The 26,012-nt window shown below is 60.8% G+C and carries 23 protein-coding genes; 10 read left to right on the forward strand and 13 right to left on the reverse strand.

From position 1 onward, the window contains the following. Positions 1-7: 7 nt before the first annotated feature. Complete coding sequence (locus EM6_RS15170) at positions 8-937, reverse strand: SPFH domain-containing protein (protein WP_126423962.1); 930 nt, start codon at positions 935-937, stop codon at positions 8-10. A gap of 101 nt (positions 938-1,038) precedes the next feature. Continuing rightward, positions 1,039-1,440 (reverse strand): NUDIX hydrolase, encoded by a 402-nt coding sequence (locus EM6_RS15175; protein ID WP_126423963.1) that lies wholly within the window; start codon positions 1,438-1,440, stop codon positions 1,039-1,041. Positions 1,441-1,495: 55 nt separating this feature from the next. Here EM6_RS15175 and EM6_RS15180 point away from each other — a divergent pair, with 55 nt between their 5' ends. Continuing rightward, complete coding sequence (locus EM6_RS15180) at positions 1,496-2,932, forward strand: FAD-binding oxidoreductase (RefSeq protein ID WP_126423964.1); 1,437 nt, start codon at positions 1,496-1,498, stop codon at positions 2,930-2,932. 18 nt (positions 2,933-2,950) lie between these two features. On the opposite strand, the gene EM6_RS15185 is transcribed toward EM6_RS15180, so the two are convergent. Next, entirely contained in the window at positions 2,951-3,802 is an 852-nt protein-coding gene (locus EM6_RS15185; protein WP_126423965.1) for a response regulator, read from the reverse strand. A gap of 292 nt (positions 3,803-4,094) precedes the next feature. Here EM6_RS15185 and yaaA point away from each other — a divergent pair, with 292 nt between their 5' ends. Next, positions 4,095-4,862, forward strand: coding sequence for a peroxide stress protein YaaA (gene yaaA / locus EM6_RS15190; RefSeq protein ID WP_126423966.1), 768 nt, complete (start codon positions 4,095-4,097; stop codon positions 4,860-4,862). Here yaaA and EM6_RS15195 read toward each other — a convergent pair. Together EM6_RS15195 and EM6_RS15200 are read right to left on the reverse strand one after the other, a co-directional pair. Next, entirely contained in the window at positions 4,859-5,788 is a 930-nt protein-coding gene (locus EM6_RS15195; RefSeq protein ID WP_126423967.1) for an L-threonylcarbamoyladenylate synthase, read from the reverse strand. The genes yaaA and EM6_RS15195 overlap by 4 nt on opposite strands. Before the next feature lie 228 nt (positions 5,789-6,016). Then, positions 6,017-7,282, reverse strand: coding sequence for a YceI family protein (locus EM6_RS15200; RefSeq protein WP_126423968.1), 1,266 nt, complete (start codon positions 7,280-7,282; stop codon positions 6,017-6,019). A 216-nt stretch (positions 7,283-7,498) separates the two neighbouring features. On the opposite strand from EM6_RS15200, the gene EM6_RS15205 reads away from it, so the two are divergent. Next, positions 7,499-9,253, forward strand: coding sequence for an acyl-CoA dehydrogenase (locus tag EM6_RS15205; protein WP_126423969.1), 1,755 nt, complete (start codon positions 7,499-7,501; stop codon positions 9,251-9,253). A gap of 3 nt (positions 9,254-9,256) precedes the next feature. On the opposite strand, the gene EM6_RS15210 is transcribed toward EM6_RS15205, so the two are convergent. Beyond that, positions 9,257-10,132: a trypsin-like serine peptidase gene (locus EM6_RS15210; protein ID WP_126423970.1), complete on the reverse strand. Its 876-nt coding sequence runs from the start codon at positions 10,130-10,132 to the stop codon at positions 9,257-9,259. A gap of 152 nt (positions 10,133-10,284) precedes the next feature. On the opposite strand from EM6_RS15210, the gene EM6_RS15215 reads away from it, so the two are divergent. Next, positions 10,285-12,543 carry a S9 family peptidase gene (locus tag EM6_RS15215; RefSeq protein ID WP_126423971.1) on the forward strand — a complete coding sequence of 753 codons (2,259 nt, stop codon included), beginning with the start codon at positions 10,285-10,287 and terminating at the stop codon, positions 12,541-12,543. 57 nt (positions 12,544-12,600) lie between these two features. Beyond that, positions 12,601-13,146 carry a GNAT family N-acetyltransferase gene (locus EM6_RS15220; RefSeq protein ID WP_126423972.1) on the forward strand — a complete coding sequence of 182 codons (546 nt, stop codon included), beginning with the start codon at positions 12,601-12,603 and terminating at the stop codon, positions 13,144-13,146. A gap of 323 nt (positions 13,147-13,469) precedes the next feature. On the opposite strand, the gene EM6_RS15225 is transcribed toward EM6_RS15220, so the two are convergent. Continuing rightward, on the reverse strand, positions 13,470-13,904 hold the full coding sequence (locus EM6_RS15225; RefSeq protein ID WP_126423973.1) for a phasin family protein: 435 nt from the start codon (positions 13,902-13,904) through the stop codon (positions 13,470-13,472). Between the two features lie 437 nt (positions 13,905-14,341). On the opposite strand from EM6_RS15225, the gene EM6_RS15230 reads away from it, so the two are divergent. Then, positions 14,342-15,697: a D-alanyl-D-alanine carboxypeptidase gene (locus EM6_RS15230; protein WP_232037143.1), complete on the forward strand. Its 1,356-nt coding sequence runs from the start codon at positions 14,342-14,344 to the stop codon at positions 15,695-15,697. Between the two features lie 133 nt (positions 15,698-15,830). Then, positions 15,831-16,031: an immunity protein Tsi6 family protein gene (locus EM6_RS17780; RefSeq protein ID WP_172961276.1), complete on the forward strand. Its 201-nt coding sequence runs from the start codon at positions 15,831-15,833 to the stop codon at positions 16,029-16,031. 131 nt (positions 16,032-16,162) lie between these two features. Here the strand turns inward: EM6_RS17780 and EM6_RS15235 are convergent, their stop codons facing one another. Together EM6_RS15235 and EM6_RS15240 are read right to left on the reverse strand one after the other, a co-directional pair. Continuing rightward, entirely contained in the window at positions 16,163-16,603 is a 441-nt protein-coding gene (locus tag EM6_RS15235) for a molecular chaperone DnaJ (protein ID WP_232037144.1), read from the reverse strand. A gap of 27 nt (positions 16,604-16,630) precedes the next feature. Beyond that, positions 16,631-17,512: a division plane positioning ATPase MipZ gene (locus EM6_RS15240; protein WP_126423975.1), complete on the reverse strand. Its 882-nt coding sequence runs from the start codon at positions 17,510-17,512 to the stop codon at positions 16,631-16,633. A gap of 152 nt (positions 17,513-17,664) precedes the next feature. Between EM6_RS15240 and map the strand changes: the two genes are divergently transcribed. Together map and radC are read left to right on the forward strand one after the other, a co-directional pair. Continuing rightward, complete coding sequence (gene map / locus EM6_RS15245; protein WP_126423976.1) at positions 17,665-18,477, forward strand: type I methionyl aminopeptidase; 813 nt, start codon at positions 17,665-17,667, stop codon at positions 18,475-18,477. A 10-nt stretch (positions 18,478-18,487) separates the two neighbouring features. Next, a complete protein-coding gene (radC, locus tag EM6_RS15250) occupies positions 18,488-19,237 on the forward strand; it encodes a RadC family protein (protein WP_126423977.1) in 750 nt (249 codons plus the stop codon). 276 nt (positions 19,238-19,513) lie between these two features. Here radC and EM6_RS15255 read toward each other — a convergent pair whose 3' ends face one another. The 4 genes from EM6_RS15255 to EM6_RS15270 all read right to left on the reverse strand — a co-directional run bounded on the left by EM6_RS15255 (position 19,514) and on the right by EM6_RS15270 (position 24,480). After that, a complete protein-coding gene (locus EM6_RS15255) occupies positions 19,514-20,110 on the reverse strand; it encodes a sulfite oxidase heme-binding subunit YedZ (RefSeq protein WP_126423978.1) in 597 nt (198 codons plus the stop codon). Further along, positions 20,110-21,039, reverse strand: a complete 930-nt coding sequence (gene msrP / locus EM6_RS15260) for a protein-methionine-sulfoxide reductase catalytic subunit MsrP (protein WP_126423979.1) — start codon at positions 21,037-21,039, stop codon at positions 20,110-20,112. The genes EM6_RS15255 and msrP overlap by 1 nt, the downstream gene beginning before the upstream one ends. Before the next feature lie 229 nt (positions 21,040-21,268). Next, positions 21,269-22,513 (reverse strand): peptidoglycan-binding domain-containing protein, encoded by a 1,245-nt coding sequence (locus tag EM6_RS15265; protein WP_126423980.1) that lies wholly within the window; start codon positions 22,511-22,513, stop codon positions 21,269-21,271. Positions 22,514-22,620: 107 nt separating this feature from the next. Then, positions 22,621-24,480 carry a glycoside hydrolase family 9 protein gene (locus EM6_RS15270; RefSeq protein ID WP_126423981.1) on the reverse strand — a complete coding sequence of 620 codons (1,860 nt, stop codon included), beginning with the start codon at positions 24,478-24,480 and terminating at the stop codon, positions 22,621-22,623. 168 nt (positions 24,481-24,648) lie between these two features. On the opposite strand from EM6_RS15270, the gene purB reads away from it, so the two are divergent. Beyond that, positions 24,649-25,953 (forward strand): adenylosuccinate lyase, encoded by a 1,305-nt coding sequence (purB, locus tag EM6_RS15275; RefSeq protein WP_126423982.1) that lies wholly within the window; start codon positions 24,649-24,651, stop codon positions 25,951-25,953. Positions 25,954-26,012: the final 59 nt, after the last annotated feature.

The raw sequence follows: 26,012 nt of genomic DNA on the forward strand, positions 1-26,012 counted from the left end.
TCCTCCGTTACTTGCTCCGCGAGGCCGGAGCCTGATCCGTCACCGTCTTCAACAACTCCGCCACACCGGCAACGGACCCCGACAGAGACGCCAGATCGGCTGGCAGAATCAGGGTCTTGGTATTGGCTGAATTGGCGAAACCGGCAAAGGCTTCGACATATTTTTGCGCCACGAAGTAGTTGATGGCCTTGGTGTCGCCCGAAGCGATGGCGTCCGACACCATCTGGGTCGCCTTGGCTTCGGCTTCGGCGGCGCGTTCGCGCGCTTCGGCGTCGCGGAAGGCGGCTTCCTTGCGCCCTTCGGCTTCAAGTACAGCGGCCTGCTTGGCCCCTTCGGCGCGGGCAATAGCGGCCTGACGCTCACCGTCGGCTTCGATGATCAGGGCGCGACGCTCACGCTCGGCCTTCATCTGACGCGCCATGGCGTCGGTAATGTCGTGCGGCGGGCGCAGGTCCTTGATCTCGATGCGTGTCACCTTGATGCCCCAGGGCGAGGTGGCGTGGTCGATAACGGTCAGGAGCCGCGTATTGATCGAATCGCGCTGCGACAACACTTCGTCCAGCTCCATCGAACCGACCACGGTGCGCAGATTGGTCATGGCGAGCTGCGTGATGGCATTGTTGAGATTATCGACGCGATACGCAGCCGCAGCGGCATCCATCACCTGCGTGAAGACGATCCCGTCCACCTTGACGATGGCATTGTCCTTGGTGATCACGTCCTGCTGCGGCACGTCGAACACCTGCTCCATCATATTGACCTTCTTGCCCACCGTTTCGATGAAAGGCGTCAGGAAGGAGATGCCGGGCTTGAGCGTGCGGGTATAGCGGCCAAAGCGTTCGACCGTAAATTCCCGGCCCTGCGGGACGATCTTGATGACCGAAAACAGGATGAAAAAGGTCACGACGATCAGAACGCCGGCGAAGATACTGAACATGGAGACTCCCCTCAGTGGTTATGTGCACAGTGTAGCGCAACCGGGAGGAATAGCTACGAAAACCGGAGGTTAGGCCGCCGATTTTCGTTCATGCTTTCAGCCTATTTGCTATTGATCAGGTACTGTGCCTTACGCACGACATCCCTCAGGTCTTCATCGACGAGCAAGACCAGCGCCTCCCCGAAACCAACGAATCTGGCCTCATCGGCATCGTCCGCTGCCTTCGGTTCGCCCTCAGTCCAATGCGCCAGATAGTCAATCAGCGCATAATGAAAATCTGGCTCAATGATTTCATAGACATCAATCAAGGGCCCAAGTTCAGCCTTGCACCCTGTTTCTTCTTTCAATTCTCGTAAAGCGGCCGTTCTGAGGCTTTCGCCCCACTCGACCTTGCCGCCGGGAATGGACCAATGACCTTTGCGCGGTTCACGGCCCCGCCGGATCAGCAGCACCTTATCGAAACTGACGCAAACAACGCCAACACAGACTTTTGGGGCTTGCATTGCCAGAGCCTCTCACCTAACGGAACCACACATCGTTTTATGCAGGTAATACAGCATGTCCGACGCCGCCAGTGATTTCGCCCAATGCCCCCCCGTCGCGCCCGAAGTGATCGCCGAGATCAAGGCCGTGGTCGGTGACGCCGGCTGGTCCGATGACGAACTGCGCGTGACGGCCAAGCTGACCGAATGGCGCGGCAAGTGGAAAGGCCACACGCCGCTGCTGGTCCTGCCGAAGACCACCGAAGAACTGTCGCAGGTCGTCAAAATCTGCAACGCGCATGGCGTCGCCATCACCCCGCAAGGTGGCAATACGGGCCTTGTGGGCGGTCAGATTCCGTTTGGCGAAATCCTTGTATCGCTGGAGCGTATGCGCGCCATCCGCGACGTGGCCCCCACCGATGACACCATGGTGCTGGAGGCCGGGATCACCCTCCTTGAGGCGCAGGAAATCGCCGAAAAGGCCAATCGCTTCTTCCCCCTGTCACTGGCGGCTGAGGGTACGGCGACGGTCGGCGGCGTGATCAGCACCAATGCCGGTGGCACAGCGGTCCTGCGGTATGGTGTGACGCGCGATCTGGTCTCCGGCCTTGAGGTCGTCCTGCCCAACGGGGAGGTTTTCAATGGCCTGAAGCGCCTGCGCAAGGACAATACGGGCTACGACCTCAAGCAGATGTTCATTGGCGCCGAAGGCACGCTGGGCATCATCACCGCCGCTTCGCTCAAACTGTTCCCGGTAATGAATTCACGCTGCGTGGCCATTGTTGGCTTTGAAACCGCGCAGAAGGCCATCGACCTTCTGGGTCGCGCCAAGCAGGAAACCGGCGGTCAGGTCGAAGCCTTTGAGTTGATGGGTCGCTATGGCCTGTCGCTGGTGCTGAAAAACATCCCCGACACGCGCGAGCCGCTCGAAGGGGAGTATCCCTGGTACGCCCTGATCGAGGTGGCGTCTGGCGACCCGGACGGTGCGGAAGGCTCGATGGAGCGCCTTTTGACGGCGGCGTTTGAAGAAGAGCTGATCGTCGATGCGGCCATTGCTCAGAACGAAACCCAGGCCGCGGCCTTCTGGCGTCTGCGCGAAGAGCACTCTGCCGCCGAAAAGGTCGAGGGCGCGGCGTGGAAGCACGACGTCTCCGTACCCCTGTCGCAGATGGCCGACTATATCGAAAAGGGCGCGGCGGCGGTCGAAGCCTTCCTGCCCGGCGCACGTCTGGTCACCTTTGGCCACGTCGGTGACGGCAATGTGCACTTTAATGTCATCGTCCCCGAAGGCATGGATGCCGCCGAATTTAACGCCCTGCGCGATCAGGGGGCCAAGGTGGTGCACGATCTGGTGCATCAGTACGAAGGCTCGATCTCGGCCGAACACGGTCTCGGGCGCATGAAGACGCAGGAGGCGCTTCAGTACAAGGACCCGGCAGCGGTCGAAGCCATGCGCGCCATTCGTCTGGCGCTCGATCCGAAACGGATAATGAACCCGCACGTTCTGTTTTAAATCGAAAACAGGATCGGCTCAGCCGACCTTGGTCGGGTCCAGAGCGGCCTTGGCCTCTTCGTTGCGCGCCTGAATGCGGTGCTTGGCCATGCGCGCCACAGCCGTCATAAGTTCGGGTATGACGAACGGTTTGGGCAAAAGTTCATCCGCTCCGGCATCCTTGGCCGCCGCCAGCACGTGCATGGCGCCGATCTTGTCATTGATGCCTTCGGACATGGCCAGGGTGCGGATGTGCGGATAGTCCTTGCGTAACTGCATGATACCCTCGACCCCGCCCATGCCGGGGATGAGCACCGCGGTTATCACCGCATCGACCAGACCCAGATTGTGGTCAAACAGCACGTCTTCCATCGTGTTGGCGACACTAACCCTGTAACCCACCTGTTGCAGGGTCATGCCGATAAAGGTGCGCAGTTGCACGTCCGGATCAACGACCAGCACATGGAAGTCCGTCTGCCGTGCGCGGTGAAACTTGAGCGTCTCGCTCAGCAATATTTTCAGTTCAGACGGATCGACGGGTTTGGGCAGCATGAAATCCGCCCCGGCCTGCAAGGCCTGCTCGCGGACCTTTTGAGTGGCGCCCGCGCCCTTCCAGACAAAGGACATCAGGGCAATCGGCGTGTCCTGCATCAGGCTTTTGAGGCCGCCGACCTTTTTCAGCATGTCCACGCCATCGACATAGCCGTCCATCACCAGCAGTTGAAAGCGGTTATGCTGTAGCGTGCGTGTGGCCATGACCTCATTGAAACACAGCACAGACGTCCAGTTCTGACGGCTCAGTTGACGCGCCATTTCACGCGCCTGATCCCGGTCGGAATCAAGCACAAGCACGCTGCCGTAAGTTGCGGAAGGCCCTCTTTCCGCGTTCATCTTTGCCCCTTAGCTCACAGTGAGGTACGCAACGCCTAATCAAACACAGAACAAGGTTCAGAATTTGCAGTTAAATTCCTTAAAAATTCAGAAATATAACATTTTACCCAATGAAAGCCCTTAAAAACTCGCCAAAAACGCGCATTTTTGCTTTATCCTTATCAAATCTTTATTTGAGAAATACCCGAGCAGGCATTCCGCACCGGCTCCACAGATACGATGTCACAGGATTGAACACACCACTGCCCGCAACCCCCTTTGCAGCGCAGGGATTCGCCGTTAAACAAACCGCATGATCCTGCTGCTTTCCCCTGCCAAATCCCTGGACGAAACGCCGGTTTCGCCACCTCTGCCGACCAGCGAACCGCGCTTTACCCGTGAGACCCAGAGCCTGCTCAAGGTGATGAAGGGCAAAAAACCGGCTGACCTGCAGCGGCTGATGGATATTTCGGCCAAGCTGGGGGAACTCAACCATCAGCGCTACAAAGCCTTTGCCGATCAGGCCGCCCTACCCGCCGCCCTGATGTTCGATGGCGATGTCTATACGGGTCTGAAGGCGCGGGACCTTGATGCCGAGGGGCTGGCCTTCGCGCAGGATCACGTGCGGATATTGTCGGGGCTTTATGGTCTGCTGCGCCCGCTCGACCTGATCCGGCCCTATCGGCTGGAAATGGGCACCGGTCTGGAAACGGGCAAGGGCAGTACCCTCTACGCCTTCTGGGGCGACCGCATCGCCAAAGAGATCGTGGCGGATGCGAAAGCCACGGGCAGCGACACGGTGCTCAATCTGGCCAGTCAGGAATATGCCCGCGCCGCCCTGACCAAGGCGTTGAAGCTGAAGGTCATTGAGGTGAAATTTCTCGAGATCAAGGGTGACAAGACCTCGATGATTTCCTTCTTTGCCAAGAAGGCGCGCGGCCTGATGGCGCGCTACGTCATCGACCACCGCATTACCGATCCGCAAGCGGCCAAGGCCTTCGATTCCGAAGGCTATCGCTTTGTGCCGGAACACTCGTCAGAGACGGTGTGGACCTTTTCGCGCAAGCACGCCGACGTTTAACCCACAAACCCCGCAGCGCGTTTGAGGCGGTCATTGATCGCTTCGCCCAGCCCCTCCGACGGGATCGGCGCGACGCAGATACGGGCGGGCTTATGCGCATCGGCCTCTCGCAGATAGGCGAACAGGTTGGCCGCGGCTTCCGACAGCTTGCCCGTAGGGCTGAGGTTGAGGAGTGTCCCCGCAAAATCCACAACCTTATCCACCGGGCCGAAGGCCAGATACACACAGTCGGCGGGCGGGTTTTGCACATCTATATCCACAGGTGCGTCGGGCGCGTAATGCAGGCTGAGACGGCCCGGTGAGCGGTGCCCTTCGGCGGCGTCATCGGCCAGAGGCCCGACGATCGCCTCGACCTCTCGCCGCGTCACGGCACCGGGGCGCAGGTAACGCACGTCGCCCAGCAGGCTGACCACCGAAGATTCGAGCCCGACCTGACAATCACCGCCATCGACCGATGCCCCGACAAAGGCCCCGGTTTCGCTGAGCGCATCGGCAAAGCGTGTCGGACTGGGGCGACCTGATCGGTTGGCCGAAGGGGCCACCACGCCGCCTGCAAAGCCTTCGAGAAGGGCGCGCGCCAACGGATGCGACGGCACGCGGATCGCCACGCTGTCAAGCCCGGCACGCGCCAGATCACAGACCTTTTGCGTATCGCGCACCGGCACCACCAGCGTCAGGGGGCCGGGCCAGAAGGCCTGCGCCAGAGCCCGCGCGCGATCGTCGAACACGCCTATGGCTTCGGCCGCCGCCAGCGACGCCACGTGCACGATCAGCGGATTGAAGCGCGGCCGCCCCTTGGCTTCAAAAACTTTTGCCACCGCTGACGGATCATCGGCACGCGCCCCCAGCCCATAGACCGTCTCGGTCGGCAGGTGGATCAGTTCGCCGCGTTCCAGCGCGGCAATGGCATCGGTAACAGTTGACATAACTCTATCTCTCCTTCCTGTGCCGCAGGCATGGGGAGGGGGCGGCGAACGAAGCGAGGCCGACGGAGGGGGGTGACTCGGGAGCCGGAAGGCCCGAAGCCCTTGAAACAGAAGGGCTATCCCCCTCCACCCTCTACGCTGCGCTTGAGGGTCCCCCTCCCCATCGCTACGCGACAGGGAGGAGAAAAGGATGGCGCGCCATATCACACCACGGCGCGCGCGTAAGCCCTATTTCGTCGTGGCCGTGACCTTGAGATCAAGCGACACGGCATTGGGCACGGCGTCCGTGGCCGTCCATTCGCCGGAACCCACCCCGTAGTCCAGACGATTGAGTTTGGCGGTGGCGGTCATCACGGCCTGTTTGCCGTTGATTTTCAGCGTAAACGGCAGGTCGAACGGTTTGGTCTGCCCATGCAGGGTCAGGCGGCCCTTAGCGAGATACTTATCCGGCCCCGTCTGGGTGAAGGTCGTCGCCTTAAAGGTTGCCTTGGGGGTGGCGGCCGTGTTGAAGAAGCTGTCGCTTTTCAGCGTGTCGTCGCGGGTGGAATCGCCGCTGTTGACCGAGGACAGATCAATCACCACCGTCGCCTTCGATTGATCGAGGCGTTGCGGATCGAAGGTGATATCCGCCGTATAGCCGCCGAAACCGCCCTTGATGGCCTCACCGTTAAAGGTGGTGGCGAAATGAATATATGAGGCCGCCTTGCTGACCGTCCATACGGGCACGGCTGCGGACACCTCTGTGGATGATGAGGCCGATTCTGTGGACGATGTCGATTCGCTGGTTACGGCTTCGGGTTCCGCTGAGGCCACCGTTTCCACTTCAGGTGCGGCGACGGGGGCCGGTTCCGGCACACTGGCTCCGCGCATCATGAAGGTGGCCAGCACAAAGGCCCCAACCACCACCACGGCCGGCACCAGCCAGCGGACGTTCAGCGCGCTTTGAAGGAGGGTCGGTTTGGGCTCCAGCCCCGGCAACATGCGCGTCACCGTGTCATCCTTGTGGATGAAATGGTGCATAAGCGCCGCGCCAACGTGCAGCGGGATCAGGACGTAGAAGATCAGCTTGGCAAACAGGCCATGCAGCGCCTCAAACACCTCATGCGTCTCATGCCCCAGCGGCAGGTGCGGGATCGGCACGACGCCGAACCATAGGGTCGGCACCGGCACCTTGGCCGTTGACACCAGTGCCCAGCCGCTCAGCGGCAGGCCGATCATCAGCACATAAAATCCGATATGCACGGCGCGCGCCGCCGCCATCTGCCATTTGGGCCCCTCAATCTCCGGCGGGGCCTTATAGGCCACCCGCAGGCCGATGCGCACAAAGGTCAGCAAGAGGATCAGAAAGCCCACCGACTTGTGCATCTGATAGCGCGAGAACAGGCCCCCGTCCTTGTCCTCCAGCGTCCAGCCCAGAAAGACCATGTAAAAGATCAGGGCGGCCATGGCCCAGTGCAGGTAGCGCGAGGCGCGGTGATAGGTGGCGGGCGTCATGGAACGACTCCTCAGATGTGCGTTGCGGAACACTATGCCGATGCGGCGTGCAAAATCAACGGCTATATGTAACTAATAAAATTACATATCAAGCCCTGCCCTGTTTTGCGCGTCTTTTCTCTTGTGTCCTAAGGGAAGTTCACGGAACTGTGAATTTCCCTGCCGCCACGTCATGCGTCATCAGGAAATCAGTAGAATAAAAGCTGAGGAAATCCCATGACCTACCGTGCCCCGCTCGCGGATCTCAAATTCAGCCTGACGGCGGTAACGGGCATTGAGCGCCTGTACCAGAGTTCCGCCTATCCCGATTTCGACGGCGATCTGCTGGATGCGATTCTCGACGCCGCCGGGCAGTTGTCCGAAGAGGTGCTGGCCCCGCTCAACCGCGTGGGCGATACGCACGGCGCGAAGCTCGAAAACGATAAGGTCACCGTGGCACCTGGCTTTGCCGAAGCCGTCTCCGCCTTTGCCGAAGGTGGCTGGGCCGGTCTGGGCGCCCCGGTGGAACACGGCGGGCAGGCCATGCCCAAGGCGCTGGAAATGGTGGCCTATGAGATGTTCCACGCCGCCAATATGGCCTTTGCCCTCTATCCCACCCTGTCTCAGGCGGCCATCGAGGCTTTGCACCACCACGGCACCGAGCGTCAGAAGGCGCTCTATCTGCCGCATCTGACCAGCGGGGAATGGTCGGGCACCATGAACCTGACCGAGCCGCAGGCGGGCTCCGATCTGGCGCTTCTGACCAGTCAGGCCGTGCCGGATGGCGATGCCTACCGCCTGACCGGGCAGAAGATCTATATCACCTGGGGCGATCACGAAACGCGCGACAATATCCTGCATCTGGTGCTGGCGCGACTTCCCGGCGCACCTGAAGGGACGCGCGGTATCTCTCTGTTTTTATGCCCGAAATACCTCGTCAACGAAGACGGCTCTCTGGGTGAACGCAATGCCCTGCGCGCCGTCGGGTTGGAACACAAGCTGGGCATCCACGCCTCGCCCACCTGCGTCATGGCGTTTGAGGGCGCGAAGGCCGAACTGGTCGGGCAGCCGCATCAGGGGCTGATGGCCATGTTCACCATGATGAACGCCGCGCGTCTGGCCGTCGGCGTACAGGGCGTGGGCATTGCCGAACGCGCCTATCAGCAGGCGCTGGCCTATGCGCGTGACCGTCGTCAGGGCAATTCGGTCCTCACCGGCGAAAAGAAGGCCCCGATCTTCGACCACCCGGATGTGCGCCTGATGCTGGCCCTGTCCAGGGCCAAGATCGAAGCGGCACGCGGCATCTGCCTGCTGACGGCCATGGCCGCCGACGATTATCGCCTGAACGCCGACGCCCGCGTGAAGCGCCGTGAGGATTTTCTGGTCCCCGTCGCCAAGGCATGGGCGACCGATATCGGTGTCGAAGTGGCCTCGGCCGGGGTGCAGGTGCACGGCGGCATGGGCTTTATCGAAGAGACCGGCGCGGCCCAGCATTACCGCGACGCGCGTATTGCCCCCATCTACGAAGGGACCAATGGCATTCAGGCCGGCGACCTTGTGGGGCGCAAGCTGGGTGACGACGCCGCCTCGGCACTGGAGCTTAAAGCGGATATCCAATCCTATATTCAAAACAATGATTTAAGTGACGATCTTAAAGCGTCGATCGCACAGCTTGAAACCGCCCTGACGGCGTTTGAAACCGCCAGCCTGTGGCTGGTGGCGCAGAAGAAAGCCCGACCGGCAGACGTACAGGCCGGGGCGACCGCCTATCTGAAACTGACCGGCGATGTGGTCGGCGGCTATGTCCTGTTGCGCGGCGCGGTCGAAGCGACGGCGCGTCTCAAAGCCAATGACGGCGATCAGGCATGGCTGAAGGCCAAGGTCGAACTGTGGAAGCTCTTTGCCGCGCATATCCTGTCGCACGCGCAGGCCCTGCACACCGCCATCACCGCCGGAGCGGCCTCGCTGGAGGCCCTGTCCGAGGGTCTCTGAGGCTCAGGGCTTGCTCTTGGATTGTCCGGCCGCTGCCGCGCCGGCGGCCTCTCTGGGGGAGAGCTTTTTCGGCACAACCACCACCGGCGGCGGCGCAGCCGATGAGGTGACGCCGACCTTGACGCCGGGGGCCTGACCCCGCGCGACGAACAACTGCTCGATGGTCTGGCGCACAAAGACGGCATGGGTGACGAGACCCAGTTCAAGGCGCTGGGCATTGACCTCCACCTGCTTGGTCAGGATACCGGACACCAGAGTCGCCTTCGGCGCATCGGCCCCCGGGGCGCGCTCGGTATGTTCGGTCATAAACACCGGGCCGCCGGAATTGCCCGGAATGGCCGTCAGGTCGATCAGAAAGGTCGGAAAGCTCGATACCGGCCCCACCGGATATGAGGCCAGCCGACCGGCGCGCAGGATGGGAAAGCCGATCGTATTGGCCGAATAGCCGTGCGGATAGCCGAGCGTCATCATTTCGTCGCCGGGCGAGACGTGCCACTGATCGAACGAGCGCTCATCGGCCAGCCAGCTCAAAGGGATCGCCTTGTCCTTATAGGAGGGTGGCACCTGAACGGCGATGACGGCGATGTCCTGTCGGGGATTTTGCGTCCACAGCGGGCCTGCCTCATTACGGATGGGGATGCGGGTGGGGCTATATTGCCAGGTGCCATTGGCGGCCTTGACGCGCCAGCCGATACGTACCTCGTTCTGCGGCATACGCTCAAAGACGTGGGCGGCGGTGACCAGAACCACTTCGGGGGCGGCCCCTTCGCGCGGAACAGACACAAGGAAGCCTGTCCCCACCATGCGCTTCTGATCATTGACCGGCTGGTCAATCTGAACGGTGGCTTCGATCAGGTCGAGGGTCAGGTCAGCATCCATGTCCTATGTCTTACCCCCCAAATGGGCCAAAACCATGCCCAAAGCACCATCACAAATAAACAAGGCGTAAGTTGACGTCCGATGGTGGATCGTATCAACCTCTCACCCAATTCATCCTTGCGTCCCGAATGCAATTTGTCAAAGGTGCCCCTATGAAAAACCCGCCGGTTCGTGGCCTCAATCGCCGAAATTTCCTGAATTATAGCGCCGGGGCCACCGTGGCCCTGAGTGCCGGTGCGCTGGCTGCCCCTTCCTCCGTCTTCGCCGCAGAGAGTCTGATGTCCAAAACCCCCGCCCCCAAGCCCCTGAAGACGCCGCATACGATCGAGCAACTGGGCTTCAAGCGCACCGACGACTATTTCTGGATGAAGGATGACAACTGGCAGGCAGTGCTGCGTGATCCCGCCGCCATCAAGGCCGACGTCAAGGCGCAACTGATTGAGGAAAACGCCTATACGGCCGCCCTGCTGAAGCCGACCGAGGCGCTTCAGACGACCATTTTCGAAGAGATCAAGGGCCGCATCAAGGAAGACGATTCGTCGGTGCCTGCGCCCGATGGCCAGTGGGAATATTATGTCCGCTACAATATCGGCGGTCAGCACCCGATCAATGCCCGCAAGCCGCGCAGCAAGGACAAGATCAGCAGCGAAACCGTGCCCTTCGCCAAAATCCCGGCCGATGAGCAAATCCTGCTGGACGAAGACGCCGCCGCCAAGGGCCACGAATATTATTCAACGGCCACCACCACCCACAGCCCTGATCACACGCTCTACGCCTGGGCCGAGGACACGCAAGGCTCTGAGGTCTATAAAATTTACGTCAAGGACCTCGCCACGGGGCAAGTGTTGGGCAAGCCGGTCGAAAGCGCCACGGGCGATTTCGTCTTCACGCCGGATTCGCAATATATCTTCTGGACCTTCCGCGACGATAATGGTCGCCCATCCAAACTCTACCGCCGCCCGGCCAAGGGCGGTGAAGACGTGCTGGTCTATGAGGAAACCGATCCCGGCTTCTTCATGGGCGTTGGCCTGACCTCGGATGAGCAATTCATCCTGATCAGCATCAATGACCACGAAACCTCGGAGGCGCGCCTGATCCCGGCCAAAACGCCGACCGCTGCCCCCGTGATCGTTGAGGCGCGTCACACGGGCGTGCAATACAGCGTCGATCACTGGGATGATCGCTTCGTTATCCTGACCAATGCCGACGGTGCGGTCGATTTCCAGATCATGACCTCAACCGCTGCCGTCCCGGCGCGCTCAACATGGAAGCCGTGGATTGCGCACCGTCCGGGCATCTACGTTACCGGTTTTGGCCTGTTCAAGGACCATATGGTGCGTACCGAACGCGAAAACGCCAATTCGCGCATCGTCATCACCAAAAAGGCCGACCTCAGCGAGCACGAGATCGCGGTGAAGGAAGAGGCCTATGCGCTGGGTCTGGGCGGGTCGATGGAATACGACACGACGGTGATGCGCTACACCTACACCTCACCGACCACCCCGGCCCAGACCTATGATTACGACATGGCGACCAAGGAACGGGTGCTGCGCAAGACGCAGGTCGTGCCGTCGGGCCATAACCCCGCCGACTATGTCGCCAAGCGTCTCTATGCCAAGGCGTCGGACGGGGCCGAGGTGCCGGTGACGGTGCTAATGAAAAAGGATACCAAGCTGGACGGCTCGGCGCCCCTGCTGCTCTACGGCTACGGCTCCTACGGCATTTCGATGGAGCCGACCTTCTCGGTTTCGACCCTCAGCCTCGTCAATCGCGGCTTTATCTACGCCATAGCGCATATCCGCGGCGGCACGGAAAAGGGGTATAACTGGTTCCTGGACGGTCGAAAGTTCAAGAAAAAGAACACGTTTACCGACTTTATTGCCGCGGCGGAGCATCTGATCGCTAATGGCTATGGTGCTAAGGGCCGCATCGTGGCGCAGGGCGGCTCGGCCGGCGGTATGCTGATGGGGGCCATTGCCAACCTGCGTCCGGACCTGTGGGGCGGCGTGATCGGTCAGGTGCCGTTCGTCGATGTGCTCAACACCATGAGCGACACCTCCCTGCCGCTCACGCCGCCCGAATGGCCGGAATGGGGTAACCCGCTGGAAGACAAGGCGGCTTACGAATATATCGCCTCCTATTCGCCCTATGACAATGTGACGGCCAAGGCCTATCCGCCGGTTCTGGCCACGGGCGGCCTGTCCGATCCGCGCGTCACCTACTGGGAGCCGATGAAGTGGGCCTCCAAGCTGCGCGAATACACCACGTCGGGGTCGCCCATCCTGCTCAAGATCAATATGGAGGCCGGGCACGGCGGGGCGTCGGGGCGTTTTGATCGCCTGAAGGAAACCGCGCTCAACTACGCCTTCGCCATCTGGGCACTGGACAAGGGCTGGACCAAACCGGCCTAACCTTTCCCCTCCTCCCTGTGCCTCAGGCATGGGGAGGCGATTGTTTGAGACCTAAGCATGACCGATATTCGCCCGGCCGAGGCCGCTGATTTTCCCGCCATAGCCGAAATCTATGAGGACGGGGTGCTGAACGGCACCGGCACCTTCGATATCGTACCGCCGGGCGAGGACGCCATGCGGGCGCGCTGGCAGGAATTGCGGGACATGAACCTGCCCTATCTGGTGGCGACCGAAGGCGATAGCGTCATCGGCTATGCCTATGCCTCGCCGTTTCGCGCGCGTATCGCCTATCGCTACGGGGTCGAGGACAGCATCTATGTCCACCCCGCGCACAAGGGCAAGGGCGTGGGCAAGGCCCTGCTCAGCGCCCTGATGGCGGCCTCAACCGAGGCCGGTTTCTACGCCATGTACGCCGTGATCGGTGACGCCGAAAATACGGGCTCGATCCGCCTGCATGAACAGGCAGGCTTTGAACACACGGGCAAGCTGCCGAAGGCCGGCTATAAGTTCGACCGCTGGCTGGACGTGATCTTCATGAGCAAGCCTCTGCGCCCGACCGACGGCCCGGCGCAAGGCATGGGCTGGGCGGCCAACGAGGTTTAGCCACTAAAAGCACCAAAAGCACGAACCTCAGACCACAGATACGTTGCGTGAAACGCCCGACATACTGTTGCCGGAAAACTGACAGCGCCGACCCGGCGCATCTGGCCCCGCAGCCTTTTCCAGCTTTTCGTGTTTTTCGTGGCCAAATTACCCTCGTGGCCAAAACAAAAAAATCCCCGCAGTTGCCTGCGGGGATTGATCTTTTTCAGACCGTACCGTCGATTAGATCGTATTTCGTTCAGATTGAATCGAAATACGATCTAATTTTTTGGTTTAACGCGCTTTTTTATCCGAAAAGTGCGTCACACTTTTCGGAAAGCGCTTTAACGGTAGGACTGGAACTTTTCGACGGTCGCCGTCATGCGCGCGTTCAGCGGCTTGAAGGTGTCCTTGAACGAGGCCGACAGGGTCTCGGTCAGGGCGTTCATTTCCGACACATAGGCTTCGAGCGCCGACTTGGCGTAGGACGACTGAAGCTCGATCACTTCCTGCACCGACTTGGCCGAAGACAGGGTCTTGGCAGCCGTAACGGCCTCTTCCCAGCTCTTCTTGGTGTAGGCCGCGGCCTGCGCGCCGACCGTTTCCGCGCCCTTGGTGGCGGCGGTCAGGCTTTCGACGACGGCCTCAACATTGGCCTTCGACAGGGTGTTGACTTCGTTCAGGGCACCGAGCGTCTTTTCAACGCCGTCCTTGAAGGCTTGGTTGGAAGCGGCGGTCACTTTTTCGACGGTCGCCTTGTAGGTTTCGGTATCCACCATGGCAGTCTCTCCACTCAGGGTTAGGCGGGGTTTCCGCAAACCGGGCCATGCGCGTCGCGGGTGAGGCGTTGCCCGTAATGACCCTGTGTATAACGCATATGCAGTATGAGGTCAATAAATATTGTGCAGCGCACAAAAACCTAACGCGATTGTGATGCGGTTTCCTCACCCTGTGGACGAATCCGGGCGCATTTTGGCCAAAAATGCGCGCTCTTGTAAGACACTGGTAAGGAAATCGGGCGTTCTGATTAAGGATGAATGAATTGAGGCTGACAGGCCTGGTTTTCCATGGTCTTATGTCACCTTCGCGTCCCGACTAGGGCAGGCCTTGTCTTTTAGCCGGGTGGCGCGGGCATCCAAAATACCTCCCCTTGCGGCGTTTTGTCGCCGTTCAGTCAGTAGCAGCGTAAAAGCGGGATATGCGAATGCGTCAAAAAATGTCTCACACGGCCCCGATACGGAACCCGGTCAGGGTCGCGGCGAAAGCGGTCAATCTGCGGGCCATGCTGGCGGCGACCGCTACGGCTCTGGCGCTGATTGGCGTGCTGGTCGTATCGCCCGCCCGCGCTCAGGACCCCGCCGACAGCGACCGCTATGCGGCCATCGTGGTCGATGCGCAATCCGGTGAAGTCTTTTACGCCATGCGCGCCGATTCGCCGCGCTACCCCGCCTCACTGACCAAGATCATGACGCTCTACATGGCATTTGAGGAGATGGCGCAGGGCCGCCTGAAGCCCGATGACGTCATCACCCTCTCCGCTTACGCCGCGTCCATGCCGCCTACCAAGTCGGGTCTGAAAGCCGGCGACACCATCACGGTTGATATGGCCATGCGCCTGATCGCCGCCTACTCCGCCAACGATCTGGCCGCCGCGCTCGGTGAGCATATCGGCGGCTCGGAGCAGCGCTTTGCCGCCCTGATGACCGTCAAGGCGCAGGAGCTGGGCATGACGCGCTCCAACTTCGTCAATGCCTCGGGCCTGCCCGATTCGCGTCAGGTGTCTTCGGCGCGCGACTTCGCGGTTCTGGCGCGCGCGGTCATGCGCGACTTCCCGCAATATTACGAATATTTCCACGTGCGGTCGGTGCAGTTCAATGGCCGCACCTATTCGAACCACAATCCGCTGCTGGCCTATCCCGGCGTCGATGGCATGAAGACCGGCTTTATCAATGCCGCCGGCTACAACCTTGTCGCGTCGCAGCGCAAGGGCAATCACCGCCTGATCGCCGTCATGCTGGGCGGCTCGAACAAGGCACAGCGCCGCGAACACGTCAGCACCCTGATGAATACCGGCTTTGATGTCTTTGCCCGCCGTGAAAAGGGTGAGCAGATCGTCGTGGCCCAGAACGAATTCCGCAGCGCCATGGCCCCCAAATATCAGGTGGTGGGCGATTCCAACGCCCTGTTGGCCGCCCTTGACGCGCAGGACGACGAGGATGGCACCACCGTGCAGCGCCTGTCCGGCACCGCCAAGGCCCCGGCCGTGGTCGCCGCGCTTAGCAAGGCCGAAAAGGCCGCAGAGGAGAAGGCCGCGGCGAAGAAAAAGAAGAAAGACCCGGACGCCATCTGGGCGGTGCAGGTCGGGGCCTTCAAGCAGAAGTCGCTGGCCGCCGACTGGGCCAAGGACATCAAGAAGCGCTTCCCGTCCCTCAAAGGTTTTGAAACCGACGTGTCGGAAAACGACGCCGGCCGCTATCGCACGCGCTTTATCGACATGACCAAGGCCGAGGCGCAAAAGGCCTGCAAGGCCATCGAGGCCAAGCGTCTCGATTGCATGGTGGTGAAGTCGTAAGGTTAGGGCGTTGGGTGTCTTCGACGCCAACCTGCTCAATGGCTACAGGAGGCTACCATAAATCGGCTTTCACTTTTTGAAATTGCGCTGGCAGAAACAAATAGCCTGAGGGAAAGGAACCCGGACCTTCAAGGTGCTCACATCTATATTCAATCAATTGGAATATTTAATCCAATTAGACACGAAAAAAACTACAGATAGAGGCAGATTATCAGAAATAATTATTGGGGTTCAGGCTGCTAAAGAAATAGAAGACATAGATATGTCTCTGGCCGAACTATTATGTCGCGTCTCTGCCGAAGTTGACAAAATGCAGTATAGCGTGAACTCGTAAAACCATAGCCCCCAGCTTTCTGGGTATAACATAAAGACAGAATAGTTTCCGCGAGCGACGGGCCACGCAAGCCGAAGGCGAGATGCGGTGGTGTGGAATATGCGCTTATTCCGCCAAGCCTTTGAATGATTTCACCTGCGCTTCAATAAGGTATCGCGCGCCGCGTTGAGCTTCGCCGCCAGCGCGTCCGAACCGCCCTGATCCGGGTGTGCCGCCTTCATGCGCTGTTTCCAAGCCTTCACTATGGCGCGGCGATCGGCCCCGACCTCCAGCCCCAAGGTGCGATAGGCCTCGATCTCGGCCTGTGTCCACGCCCCCGCCGGTCTGGGCTCAGAGCGATACCGCGCCCCGCCCGCCATGGCAAAGGCGATGGACACCAGAATGCTGGCCAGAATATATTGCCCTCGCGCCACGCAAATCACGCCCGCCATGGCCACGGCCACGGCCCCTACGGCGATCAGGGCGCGCTTTTGCCTGATCCACGGTCCGGGTTTGATCTTTCCCAGACGCGACTGGCGGCCGACCCAGACCAGCAGGGCAAAGGCGGCAGCGGTGGCAATAATCAGATACACGGGCGCGCTTTCCGGACGGCGGGGGAATTACTCCGCCGCTTCGAAATCGTCCTCGTCCGTTTCTAGCTGAGGCCCCAGTTCCGTCAACTGTTCCGACACCGCCGCCGCGTTTTCGAGATCGAGCGCCAGCATGACGGCGCGGATTTCGGCGCGCGCCGACACGTGTGCCATGGACACGGCCACGGGCTTGATGTCCTCGCTGAGGTCGAGCACCGTTAACCCAAATGGGAACAGTTCGCGGTACAGCACGCGGTCGCGCAAGCCCGCCGCAACGCGGAAGCCGATCCGCTTGCCCAGCGCCTGAAGCCGGTCGTCGATACGTTTGGCATTGCGTGCCTGATTGGTGGCGAGGCGGTTGCGCAGCACGATCCAGTCGATGGTCTTGCCGTCCCAGGTGGCGCGTACCTTGCGCGAATTCCACACGGTTTCGGCGTAGATGGACGGGCGTTTGACGTCGAGCGTCACCGGATCGACCTGCCCCAGCAGGTCAAAGTCGATAAAGCTGTCGTTCATCGGCGTGATGATGACGTGCGCCACCGCGTGGGCACGGCGCGAGAGAAAACTGTCACCGCCCGGCGTGTCGATAATCACATAGTCGGCCACATCGATCGCTTCGCTCAGCGCGCGATCAAAGGCGGCCTTGGCCTCGGCATCCGGCACCTTGACCAGCTCAGCCGGGTTCTTGTGCAGAAACGGCTCGACGGCATGCGGCAGGATCTTTTCATTGGCCGCCGCCCACTTTTTACGGTTCTCGAAAAAGTGCGCCAGCGAGCGCTGCCGCAGGTCGAGGTCAATAATGGCGACGCGCTTGCCCTGATGCAGCAAGGCTGCCGCCACGTGCATGGCGACGGTGGACTTCCCCGCCCCGCCCTTTTCGTTGCCAAAAACCAGAATACGCGCGTTCGACATGACCCTACTCCACAGCCCGAATCAGCACCCGATCCGGCGCTTTCATATTTGAGACGCCTCAGCCAAAGGTCAATAATCGGTTAACGATTTAACGTGGACAGAGCGGTGTACGGAGCCTAGCCATTTGCGGACACAGGGACTATATTGCCGCTATGACCACAGATAGCGATTACATCACACGCACCGACCGTATCAAAATCCACGGGCCCGAAGGCTTCGAAGGTATGCGCCGCGCCGGCAAGGTCGCCGCCGACTGCCTCGACATGCTGATCCCCTATGTGGTGCCCGGCGTGAAGACCTCCTATCTCGATGATCTGGCGCGGGAGTTTATCTTCGACCACGGCGCGCTGCCGGCCTGCGTCTTCTATCGCGGCTATATGCACACCGTGTGTATTTCGCCCAACCACGTCGTTTGTCACGGCATCCCGTCCGAAGCCAAGACGCTGAAAGACGGCGATATCGTCAATATTGACGTCACCGCCATCATCGACGGCTGGCATGGCGATACCTCGCGCATGTATGAGGTCGGCAATGTCAATGCCAAGGCCCGGCGTCTGGTCGATGTGACCTATGAGTCGCTGCATCTGGGTCTGGCGCAGATCAAGCCCGGCAACACCTTCGGCGACATCGCCCACGCCATCCAGAAATACGCCGAAGCCCAGCGGTGCAGTGTGGTGCGCGACTTCTGCGGACACGGTCTGGGGCAGGTCTTCCACGACAACCCCAATGTCCTGCACTTTGGCCGCGCGGGTACTGGCCCGGTGCTGGAAGAAGGTATGTTCTTCACGGTCGAGCCGATGATCAACCTCGGCCGCCCGGAGGTGAAGGTGCTCAGTGACGGCTGGACCGCCGTGACGCGCGACAAGTCGCTGACGGCGCAGTGTGAACACAGTATCGGCGTGACCAGGGACGGGCTGGAAATCTTCACGGCCTCGGACAAGTTCCGCCCCCAACCGCTGAGCTGAGACACTGAACATGGCTGAGGGGGAGCCACCAACAAGCGAAACCACACTGTCCGACCCCGCCTTGCCTGAGCATGGGGGCCATCGTCAGCGGCTGCGCGACCGGGCGCGGCGCGGCGGGACGTCGGTTCTGCCCGATTACGAGGTGCTGGAGCTGTGTCTGTTTCGCTCCATCCCGCAACGCGACGTCAAGCCGCTGGCCAAGGCGCTGTTGAGCCGGTTCGGCAGCCTGTCCGCCGTGCTGTCGGCCCCACTGGAGGACATGCTTCAGGTGTCGGCGCTCGACAACAAGGGCCGGTCGCTGAAGATGACGCCGGACATCGCGCTCGATCTGCAACTGATGTTCGAAGCGACGCGCCGCCTGATGGCAGAGCCATTGAAACGCTCAACGGTCATTTCAAGCTGGCAGGCGCTGTTGTCGTACCTGCGCGTGACGCTGGCGCACGAACCGCGCGAGCAGTTTCGCCTGCTGTTCCTCGACAAGAAGAACCAGCTCATCGCCGATGAGATCATGAACTACGGCACGGTCGATCACGCCCCGGCCTATCCGCGCGAAATCATGCGCCGGGCACTGGAGCTGTCGGCCTCATCGGTGATTCTGGTCCACAACCACCCGTCCGGCGACCCCATGCCGTCGCAGGGCGATATCGACATGACCAAGGCCATTATCGCCGCCGGGAAACCGCTGAAAATTGCTATCCATGACCACCTGATCGTTGGCCGCGAAGGCGTGCTGAGCATGAAACAGGTCGGCGCGATTTAAACGTCTGGCCACGAAAAACACGAAAAAGCACGAAAAAGGCGTTTTCAGACATCCCGATTGAAGCGCTTTGAAAAATGCTTTGAAACAGGTAAAGCCACATTTCACCAATGGGTCATACCAAGGGTCATTGGAAATGACTCTTGGTATTCCGTTCGAGAATTTCTCATGTTTCTAATACATATGAGAAATTCTCGAGTTCACAACGGCCGGATGCGGTCAGCATCTTCGGCCGTTGGTATCAGTTAAGCCTCTGCCGTTCGTGCTTTTCTTTGGTGGCTAAACCTTCTTCCTCGCCCATTCCCAGACGCGCCAGCCCAGCAGGATGGCGATAATCGCCGCATAGACCAGCGGCATCGTCTTGTCGGCCTTGACCAGCAGGAAGTAGTGCAAGGCCCCCAGCGGCACGATCACATAGATCAGCCGGTGGAGATTCCGCCACACCACCCCGCCCAGCCGCCGGATCGCCGCATTGAACGAGGTCAGCGCCAGCGGGATCAGCAGCACAAAGGCTACCATCCCAAAAGTGATGTAGGGCCGCTTGAGGATATCCGACCAGATTTGCGCCCAGTCGAAATACTGGTCGATGACCACATAGCTCATGAGGTGCAGCGTCACATAGCCAAAGGCAAACAGACCGATGGGCCGTCGCCAGCGGATCAGCCGCCCCTGCCGCAACAAACGCGCCAGAGGCGTCAGGGCCAGGCCCAGCACCAGCAACCGCAACCCCCACACCCCCAGTTGCCGCACCACCGTCTCGACCGGATTAACACCCAGATCGTTCTGGAAAAACCGCCACAGCAGCCACAACACCGGCAACAGGCACAGGGCGCAGATCAGGGCGATATCCGGCGTAAACCCGCGCTTGGCCTTCATCAGTAATACTTTTTCAGATCCATGCCGGCATAGAGGTGCGCGACATTGTCGGCATAGCCGTTGAACATTAGGGTCGGGCGGCGCTTGAATTCGCCAATGCGGCGCTCGGTCGCCTGCGACCAGCGCGGATGATCCACCTGCGGGTTCACATTGGAATAGAAGCCGTATTCCCGCGGCGCATAACGGTTCCACGAGGTCGGCGGCTCGCGCGTGGTGAAGGAAATCCGCACGATGGATTTGATGGATTTGAACCCGTACTTCCACGGCACGACTAACCGGATCGGCGCCCCGTTCTGATTAGGCAACAGGTCGCCATAGAGCCCGACGGCCAGCAGGGCCAGCGGGTTCATCGCCTCATCCATGCGCAACCCCTCAACATAGGGCCATTGCAGGATGCGGTCGGACACACCGCGCATCTCCTTGGGCCGCAGCGCCGTTTCAAAGGCCACATATTTGGCCTTCGACAGAGGTTCGGCGCGCTTGATGACCTCGGCCAGCGGAATACCGATCCACGGAATGACCATCGACCAGCCTTCGACACAGCGCAGCCGGTAAATCCGTTCCTCCAGCGCGCCCTTGAGCAGGGTTTCGATGTCGATCGTCTGGGGTTTGGCGCAGTCGCCGTCGAGCTTCACCGTCCACGGCCGTGTGGTCAGGGCCGAGGCGTATTTGACCGGCTCCAGCTTGTCGGTGCCAAACTCATAGAAGTTGTTGTAGCCCGTCACGGCTTCGAGGTCGGTCGGCGTCTCATTAGTCCAGAAGGTGCGTTTGGCGCTCAGCTTGCCCGTCACCTGCGCGGCTTGCGCGGCCGTTCCGGCCAGCCCCAGCCCGAAACCGATCCCCGCCGCCATGATCTCGCGCCGCCGGAGATAGATATCCTTTGGGGTGACGTCGTTTTCAGTCAGGTCGGCGGCGTGGCGGATCAACATGGGCAGTCTCCGTGAGTTATACCAAGGTCATTGAAAATGACCCTTGGTATGCGTTTCGCGAATATCTCATGTCGCTGATACAGATGAGATATTCGCGAGCTTTCAACGACCGGATGCGATCAGCATCTTCGGTCGTTGGCATTACAGATGACTATACGCAGAAACCGGCCATTTGGTGACACGCCAGATGCAAAAAAGGCCGGTGCCCCCTGCACCGGCCCTCCCCATCCTAATGTATCTTCACGCCCAGGGCTTCGGCGGCCTCGACCGAAATCTGACCCTGTGGCAGGCCCTGATCGGCCTGAAACTTCTGCATGGCCGCCACGGTCTTGGTGCCCAGCGTACCATCGGCCGGGCCGGGATCGTAGCCGCGTTGTTTCAGGGCCACCTGAAGGGCCTTGATCTTGGCCGGGGTGGTATTGCGTTCACACAGGACTTCACGCCACACAGGCTCAGGGGCCTTCACCGCGCGCGTCTTGTCCACCGTCTTGTAAACGGGGGCGACCGTATAGGATTCGGTGCGTGCCGGTTTGATGACTTCCTTATACTTTTCCGTGCGATAGGTGGCCGGGATCACCTTTTCGATGACCTGCTCCTCGCGCTCGACAATGACCCGCTCGACCTTTTCGACCCTGGCCGGGACCTTGATACGGCGCACCGTCGCCGGCTGCACCTCGACCATGCGTTCGACCTGCTTATACTCAGCGGGCACCTCTTTCAGGCACCAGATCGTCTGGGCCGAGCCCTTTTGCAGGTACTCGGTCGTTTCGGCGCTGCCCTGAATCGCCACCGGCTCCTTGCCGGGCCAGGTGAGCATACCATCGGCGCGATAACGCACAGGCTGATGATCGCCGGGAGTAACCAGCGCCGCACCCGTAGCAATCCCTTCGGAGCGCACCCATTCCTGACGCGCCGGGCGCACCATGACGCTTTCCGTGCGCTTTTCGAAAACGGGCGGCACGGGTTCCTCGCGCCACGTGGCGGGTTGCACCACGCGCTCTTCCATCACCTTGCGCGTCACGGCGGGGATCACCTTGCGCTCGACGCGTTGCGGCTGATCGACCACCTGACGCTCCGCCCAGCGCCATTCCTCAGGCACCGCGCGGGTTTCGACGCGCTCCGGCTCCACCAGCACCTTTTCGGCATAGGTTTCCAGCACTGGCGGCTTCATCAGACGGGTATAGCACTGGTTGGGACGGGCCTCCTTGACCACCGCTGGCGGCAGGTCCGGATGGTCACCACCCACAGCGCCATCGGGGCAGTCCGCCTTCGCCGACGCCGGGCTGACAACCGGGGCCTTGGCCTCGCCCATATAGACGCCTTGCGCGCCCGATGCGCCATAGGCAGAGGGCGTGTCCTTCAGGACCGGGGACGCCGGTTTAACCGCGGGCTTAGCCGCCCACGCGCCCGTACCACACGCCATGACCGCCAGCGCCATCAGCGACACGCCGGTGTTCAGCGTCCAGTTCCTCATCTCAGCACCCTCACATACAAATCAGTTGGAGCGACTTTAACGCCTTATTAACCCTCCCGCCAACCTGACTCGCGTCTTTCGAGTAAATTAACCCTGTTCAAAACCTGTCAATTGCGCGTGCCATCCAGCCACGCGGCCACCCAGAACAGCGGCGCGTTCCAGTTCACGGCCACTTCGTTGGTGGAATAGCTGCCGATATGGTCAACGTAACAGGTCTGCGGGGCGCAGCCTTTCAGGCGGGCCCTGGCATCCGTATCCGACGAGTTCTGATTGGGTCCGCCCGCTATGACGCCGGGCGGCGGGGGCGGCAAGGTACCATCATTGGCCCAGAAGCGATGATGCGGATGCTGCATGGCGCGCTCGCCATACCCCGAAACATAACTGAAATTCAGTGGGTTACGCCCCAGAACATAATCCATCAAATTGACGGCTTCGGCGCGATAGGCCGCGTCGCCGCTGACATCCGCCGCGTAGGCGAACAGCATGGCCCGGTTCATAAAATCGGCCGTAGAGCCCCAGACATAGGGCTTGTTGAAGGCGATATGATAGCCCTGCCCGCCCGTTTCTGTCCGCATCAACGCCGCGCGGGCGACAACCGCCTGACGCGCCGCCGACCGCAGGGGCGTGTCCACCGTTGCCAGTGTCAGGGTGCCCAGCGTATCCGTCTTGCCCCAACTGAAATCCGTAGCCGTCAGATGGTGCGGCGAGGCCTTCACATCCTCCGCATAGGCCGCCTCACCCGTGGTGGCATAAAGCTCCGCGGCCGCCCAGTAGAACTCGTCGCTGAGGTGGCCGTCGCCATAGCCCCCGCCGCCGCCCCGCAGCACGTCGATGGCATAGGCATCGGGCACGCGCTTCGCGGCGGCATAGGCCTTTTTGGCCGCCGTCAGACAGCGGTCGGCATAGGCGTCGTCCACGCCTTTGAACACCCGCGCGCACTGCGCCGCCGTCGCCGCCAGATTGAGCGTCGCCGCCGTCGAGGGATAGCTGAGGCCGCGCTTTTCCTTATCGAGATGCGGCGGCGTGGGTATGGCGGTCCAGTGCTCGTCGTGCATTTTGTGATGCGCCATGCCTGACGCATCGACACGGGTAAAGGTGAGCTTATCCAGAGACTTGCGCTGATCTCCTAAGGGCAGAGTCAGGGTCTGTCCGTCCGGCACCTGCATGGCCAGCAGGAAGTCCATTTCAAAGCGCACCTCATCCAGCAGGTCATTTTTGCCGTTACCCGCTTCGGGAATCTTCACTCGCCCATCGTCAAAGCTGCGGTCGCCGCGCGCCTGCACCCCCTCATAGGCGTTCATCAGCGTCCACACGGCGATACCGCCATTGACCACGTACTTGCCGTGATCCCCGGCATCGTACCAGCCTTTGGACACATCCAGCGTGTAGGGGCAACCGCCCCAGTCATTGCCGCGATAATCCTTCGGCCCCCAGCAGGTAACGATCTCTTTTTCATGCGCCACAGGTCGGGCAAAGCGCTCACCGACGTATTTCGCTTCGATAGGTACGCTGGCCCGCTGGTGATAGAAGAAGGCCAGCGCGTCATATTTCAATGATTGATAGACGTCCACGCGAATGTCGAAAGGCGTGCTGACCTTATAGGTGTCGCCGTTTTTCACCCCGACCACATAGCCGCTACCGGGTGTCTTCAGAGCGGAAAAGTCAATCTGGTACACCACCTTGCCCGACCCGGCATTGAGACCGAACGGTTCGCTGCGTCCGGACAGCACGACCGTATTGGCCGCGTCCTTCACCACCCAGTCGATGGCGGGCCATGCCTTGCCAGCGGGCGCGTCTTCGGGCACGGCATAGACGGCGATTTTGGGCGAATCCGGCTGAAACCCGGTCTGATTGAGCGTCGGAAATTCCATATAGTGGTGCTGATAGGGCCGCGGCAAGCTCGGCTGAGCCATCGCCACGCCCCCCAGGCAGGTCATCACAACGCCCGCTAAAAGCGCTTGTTTCATACCGTTTCTCCCTCAATCTCCGCGCCTATGTCAGCGCTGTCACTGCGTTGTCCTAACAAACCCTGCCCGGCGCGAAAAGTACATTTAAATCTTGACTCAGAGGACGCATCCGCCCAACAGAACCGCGACCATTTTATCCCGCTTTTCTCTCTCAGACCGGACCTTGCCATGATCCCCCGTTATTCCCGTCAGGACGCCGCCGCCATCTGGGACCCTTCGACCAAGTACAAGATCTGGTTCGAAATCGAGGCCCACGCCGCGACCAAGATGGCCGAACTGGGGGTCATCCCGACCGAGGCCGCCGAAACCCTGTGGGCCAAAGGTAAGGATGCGCAGTTCGATTCGGATCGCATCGACGAGATCGAACGGACGGTGAAGCACGACGTCATCGCCTTCCTGACCCACGTCTCGGAAATCGTCGGCCCCGAAGCGCGCTTCCTGCATCAGGGCATGACCTCTTCGGACGTGCTTGATACCTGTTTCGCGGTTCAGCTTCAGCGTTCGGCCGACCTGCTGATCGAAGGCGTTGATCTGGTGCTGGCGGCGCTGAAAAAGCGCGCCCTTGAGCATAAATTTACGCCGACGGTGGGGCGTTCGCACGGCATCCACGCCGAGCCGGTGACCTTTGGCCTGAAACTGGCCGGCTACTACGCCGAATTCGTTCGCGCCAAAAAGCGCCTTGAGGTCGCGCGTGAGGAAATCTCGACCTGCGCCATTTCCGGCGCGGTCGGCACCTTCGCCAATGTCTCGCCCGAAGTCGAAGCCTATGTGGCCGAAAAGATGGGCCTGAGCGTCGAGCCCGTCTCGACCCAGGTCATCCCGCGCGACCGTCACGCCGCCTTCTTCGCGGCGCTGGGCGTCGTGGCCTCGTCCATCGAGCGTCTGGCTGTGGAAATCCGCCACCTGCAACGCACCGAAGTGCTGGAGGCCGAAGAATTCTTCTCCAAGGGGCAAAAGGGCTCATCGGCCATGCCGCATAAGCGCAACCCCGTTCTGACCGAAAACCTGACCGGTCTGGCGCGTCTGGTGCGCTCGGCCGTCGTCCCGGCTATGGAAAACGTCGCCCTGTGGCACGAACGCGATATCTCGCATAGCTCCGTCGAGCGCGGCATCGCGCCGGACGCCTGTGTGCATCTGGACTTTGCCCTGCGTCGTCTGGCGGGCGTCATGGAAAACCTGATGGTTTATCCGGAAAACATGCAGAAGAACCTCGACCGACTGGGCGGCCTCGTCCACTCGCAGCGCGTGCTGCTGGCCCTGACGCAAAAGGGCATGTCGCGCGAAGACAGCTATTCGGCAGTTCAGCGCAACGCCATGCGCGTCTGGCGTGGCGAAGGCAACTTCCTCGACTTCCTCAGCGCCGACGAGGACGTGTCGAAATTCTTCACCCGCGAAGAGCTTGAGCCCTTCTTTGACCTCGGCTACCACACCAAGCACGTCGATACGATCTTCGCCCGCGTGTTTGGGGCGTAGTTAAATCATACCTCCCCAGCTTGCTGGGGAGGGGGACCGCACGAACCGCAAGTGAGATG

It is taken from the genome of Asticcacaulis excentricus (assembly GCF_003966695.1).
GTDB lineage: Bacteria > Pseudomonadota > Alphaproteobacteria > Caulobacterales > Caulobacteraceae > Asticcacaulis > Asticcacaulis excentricus_A.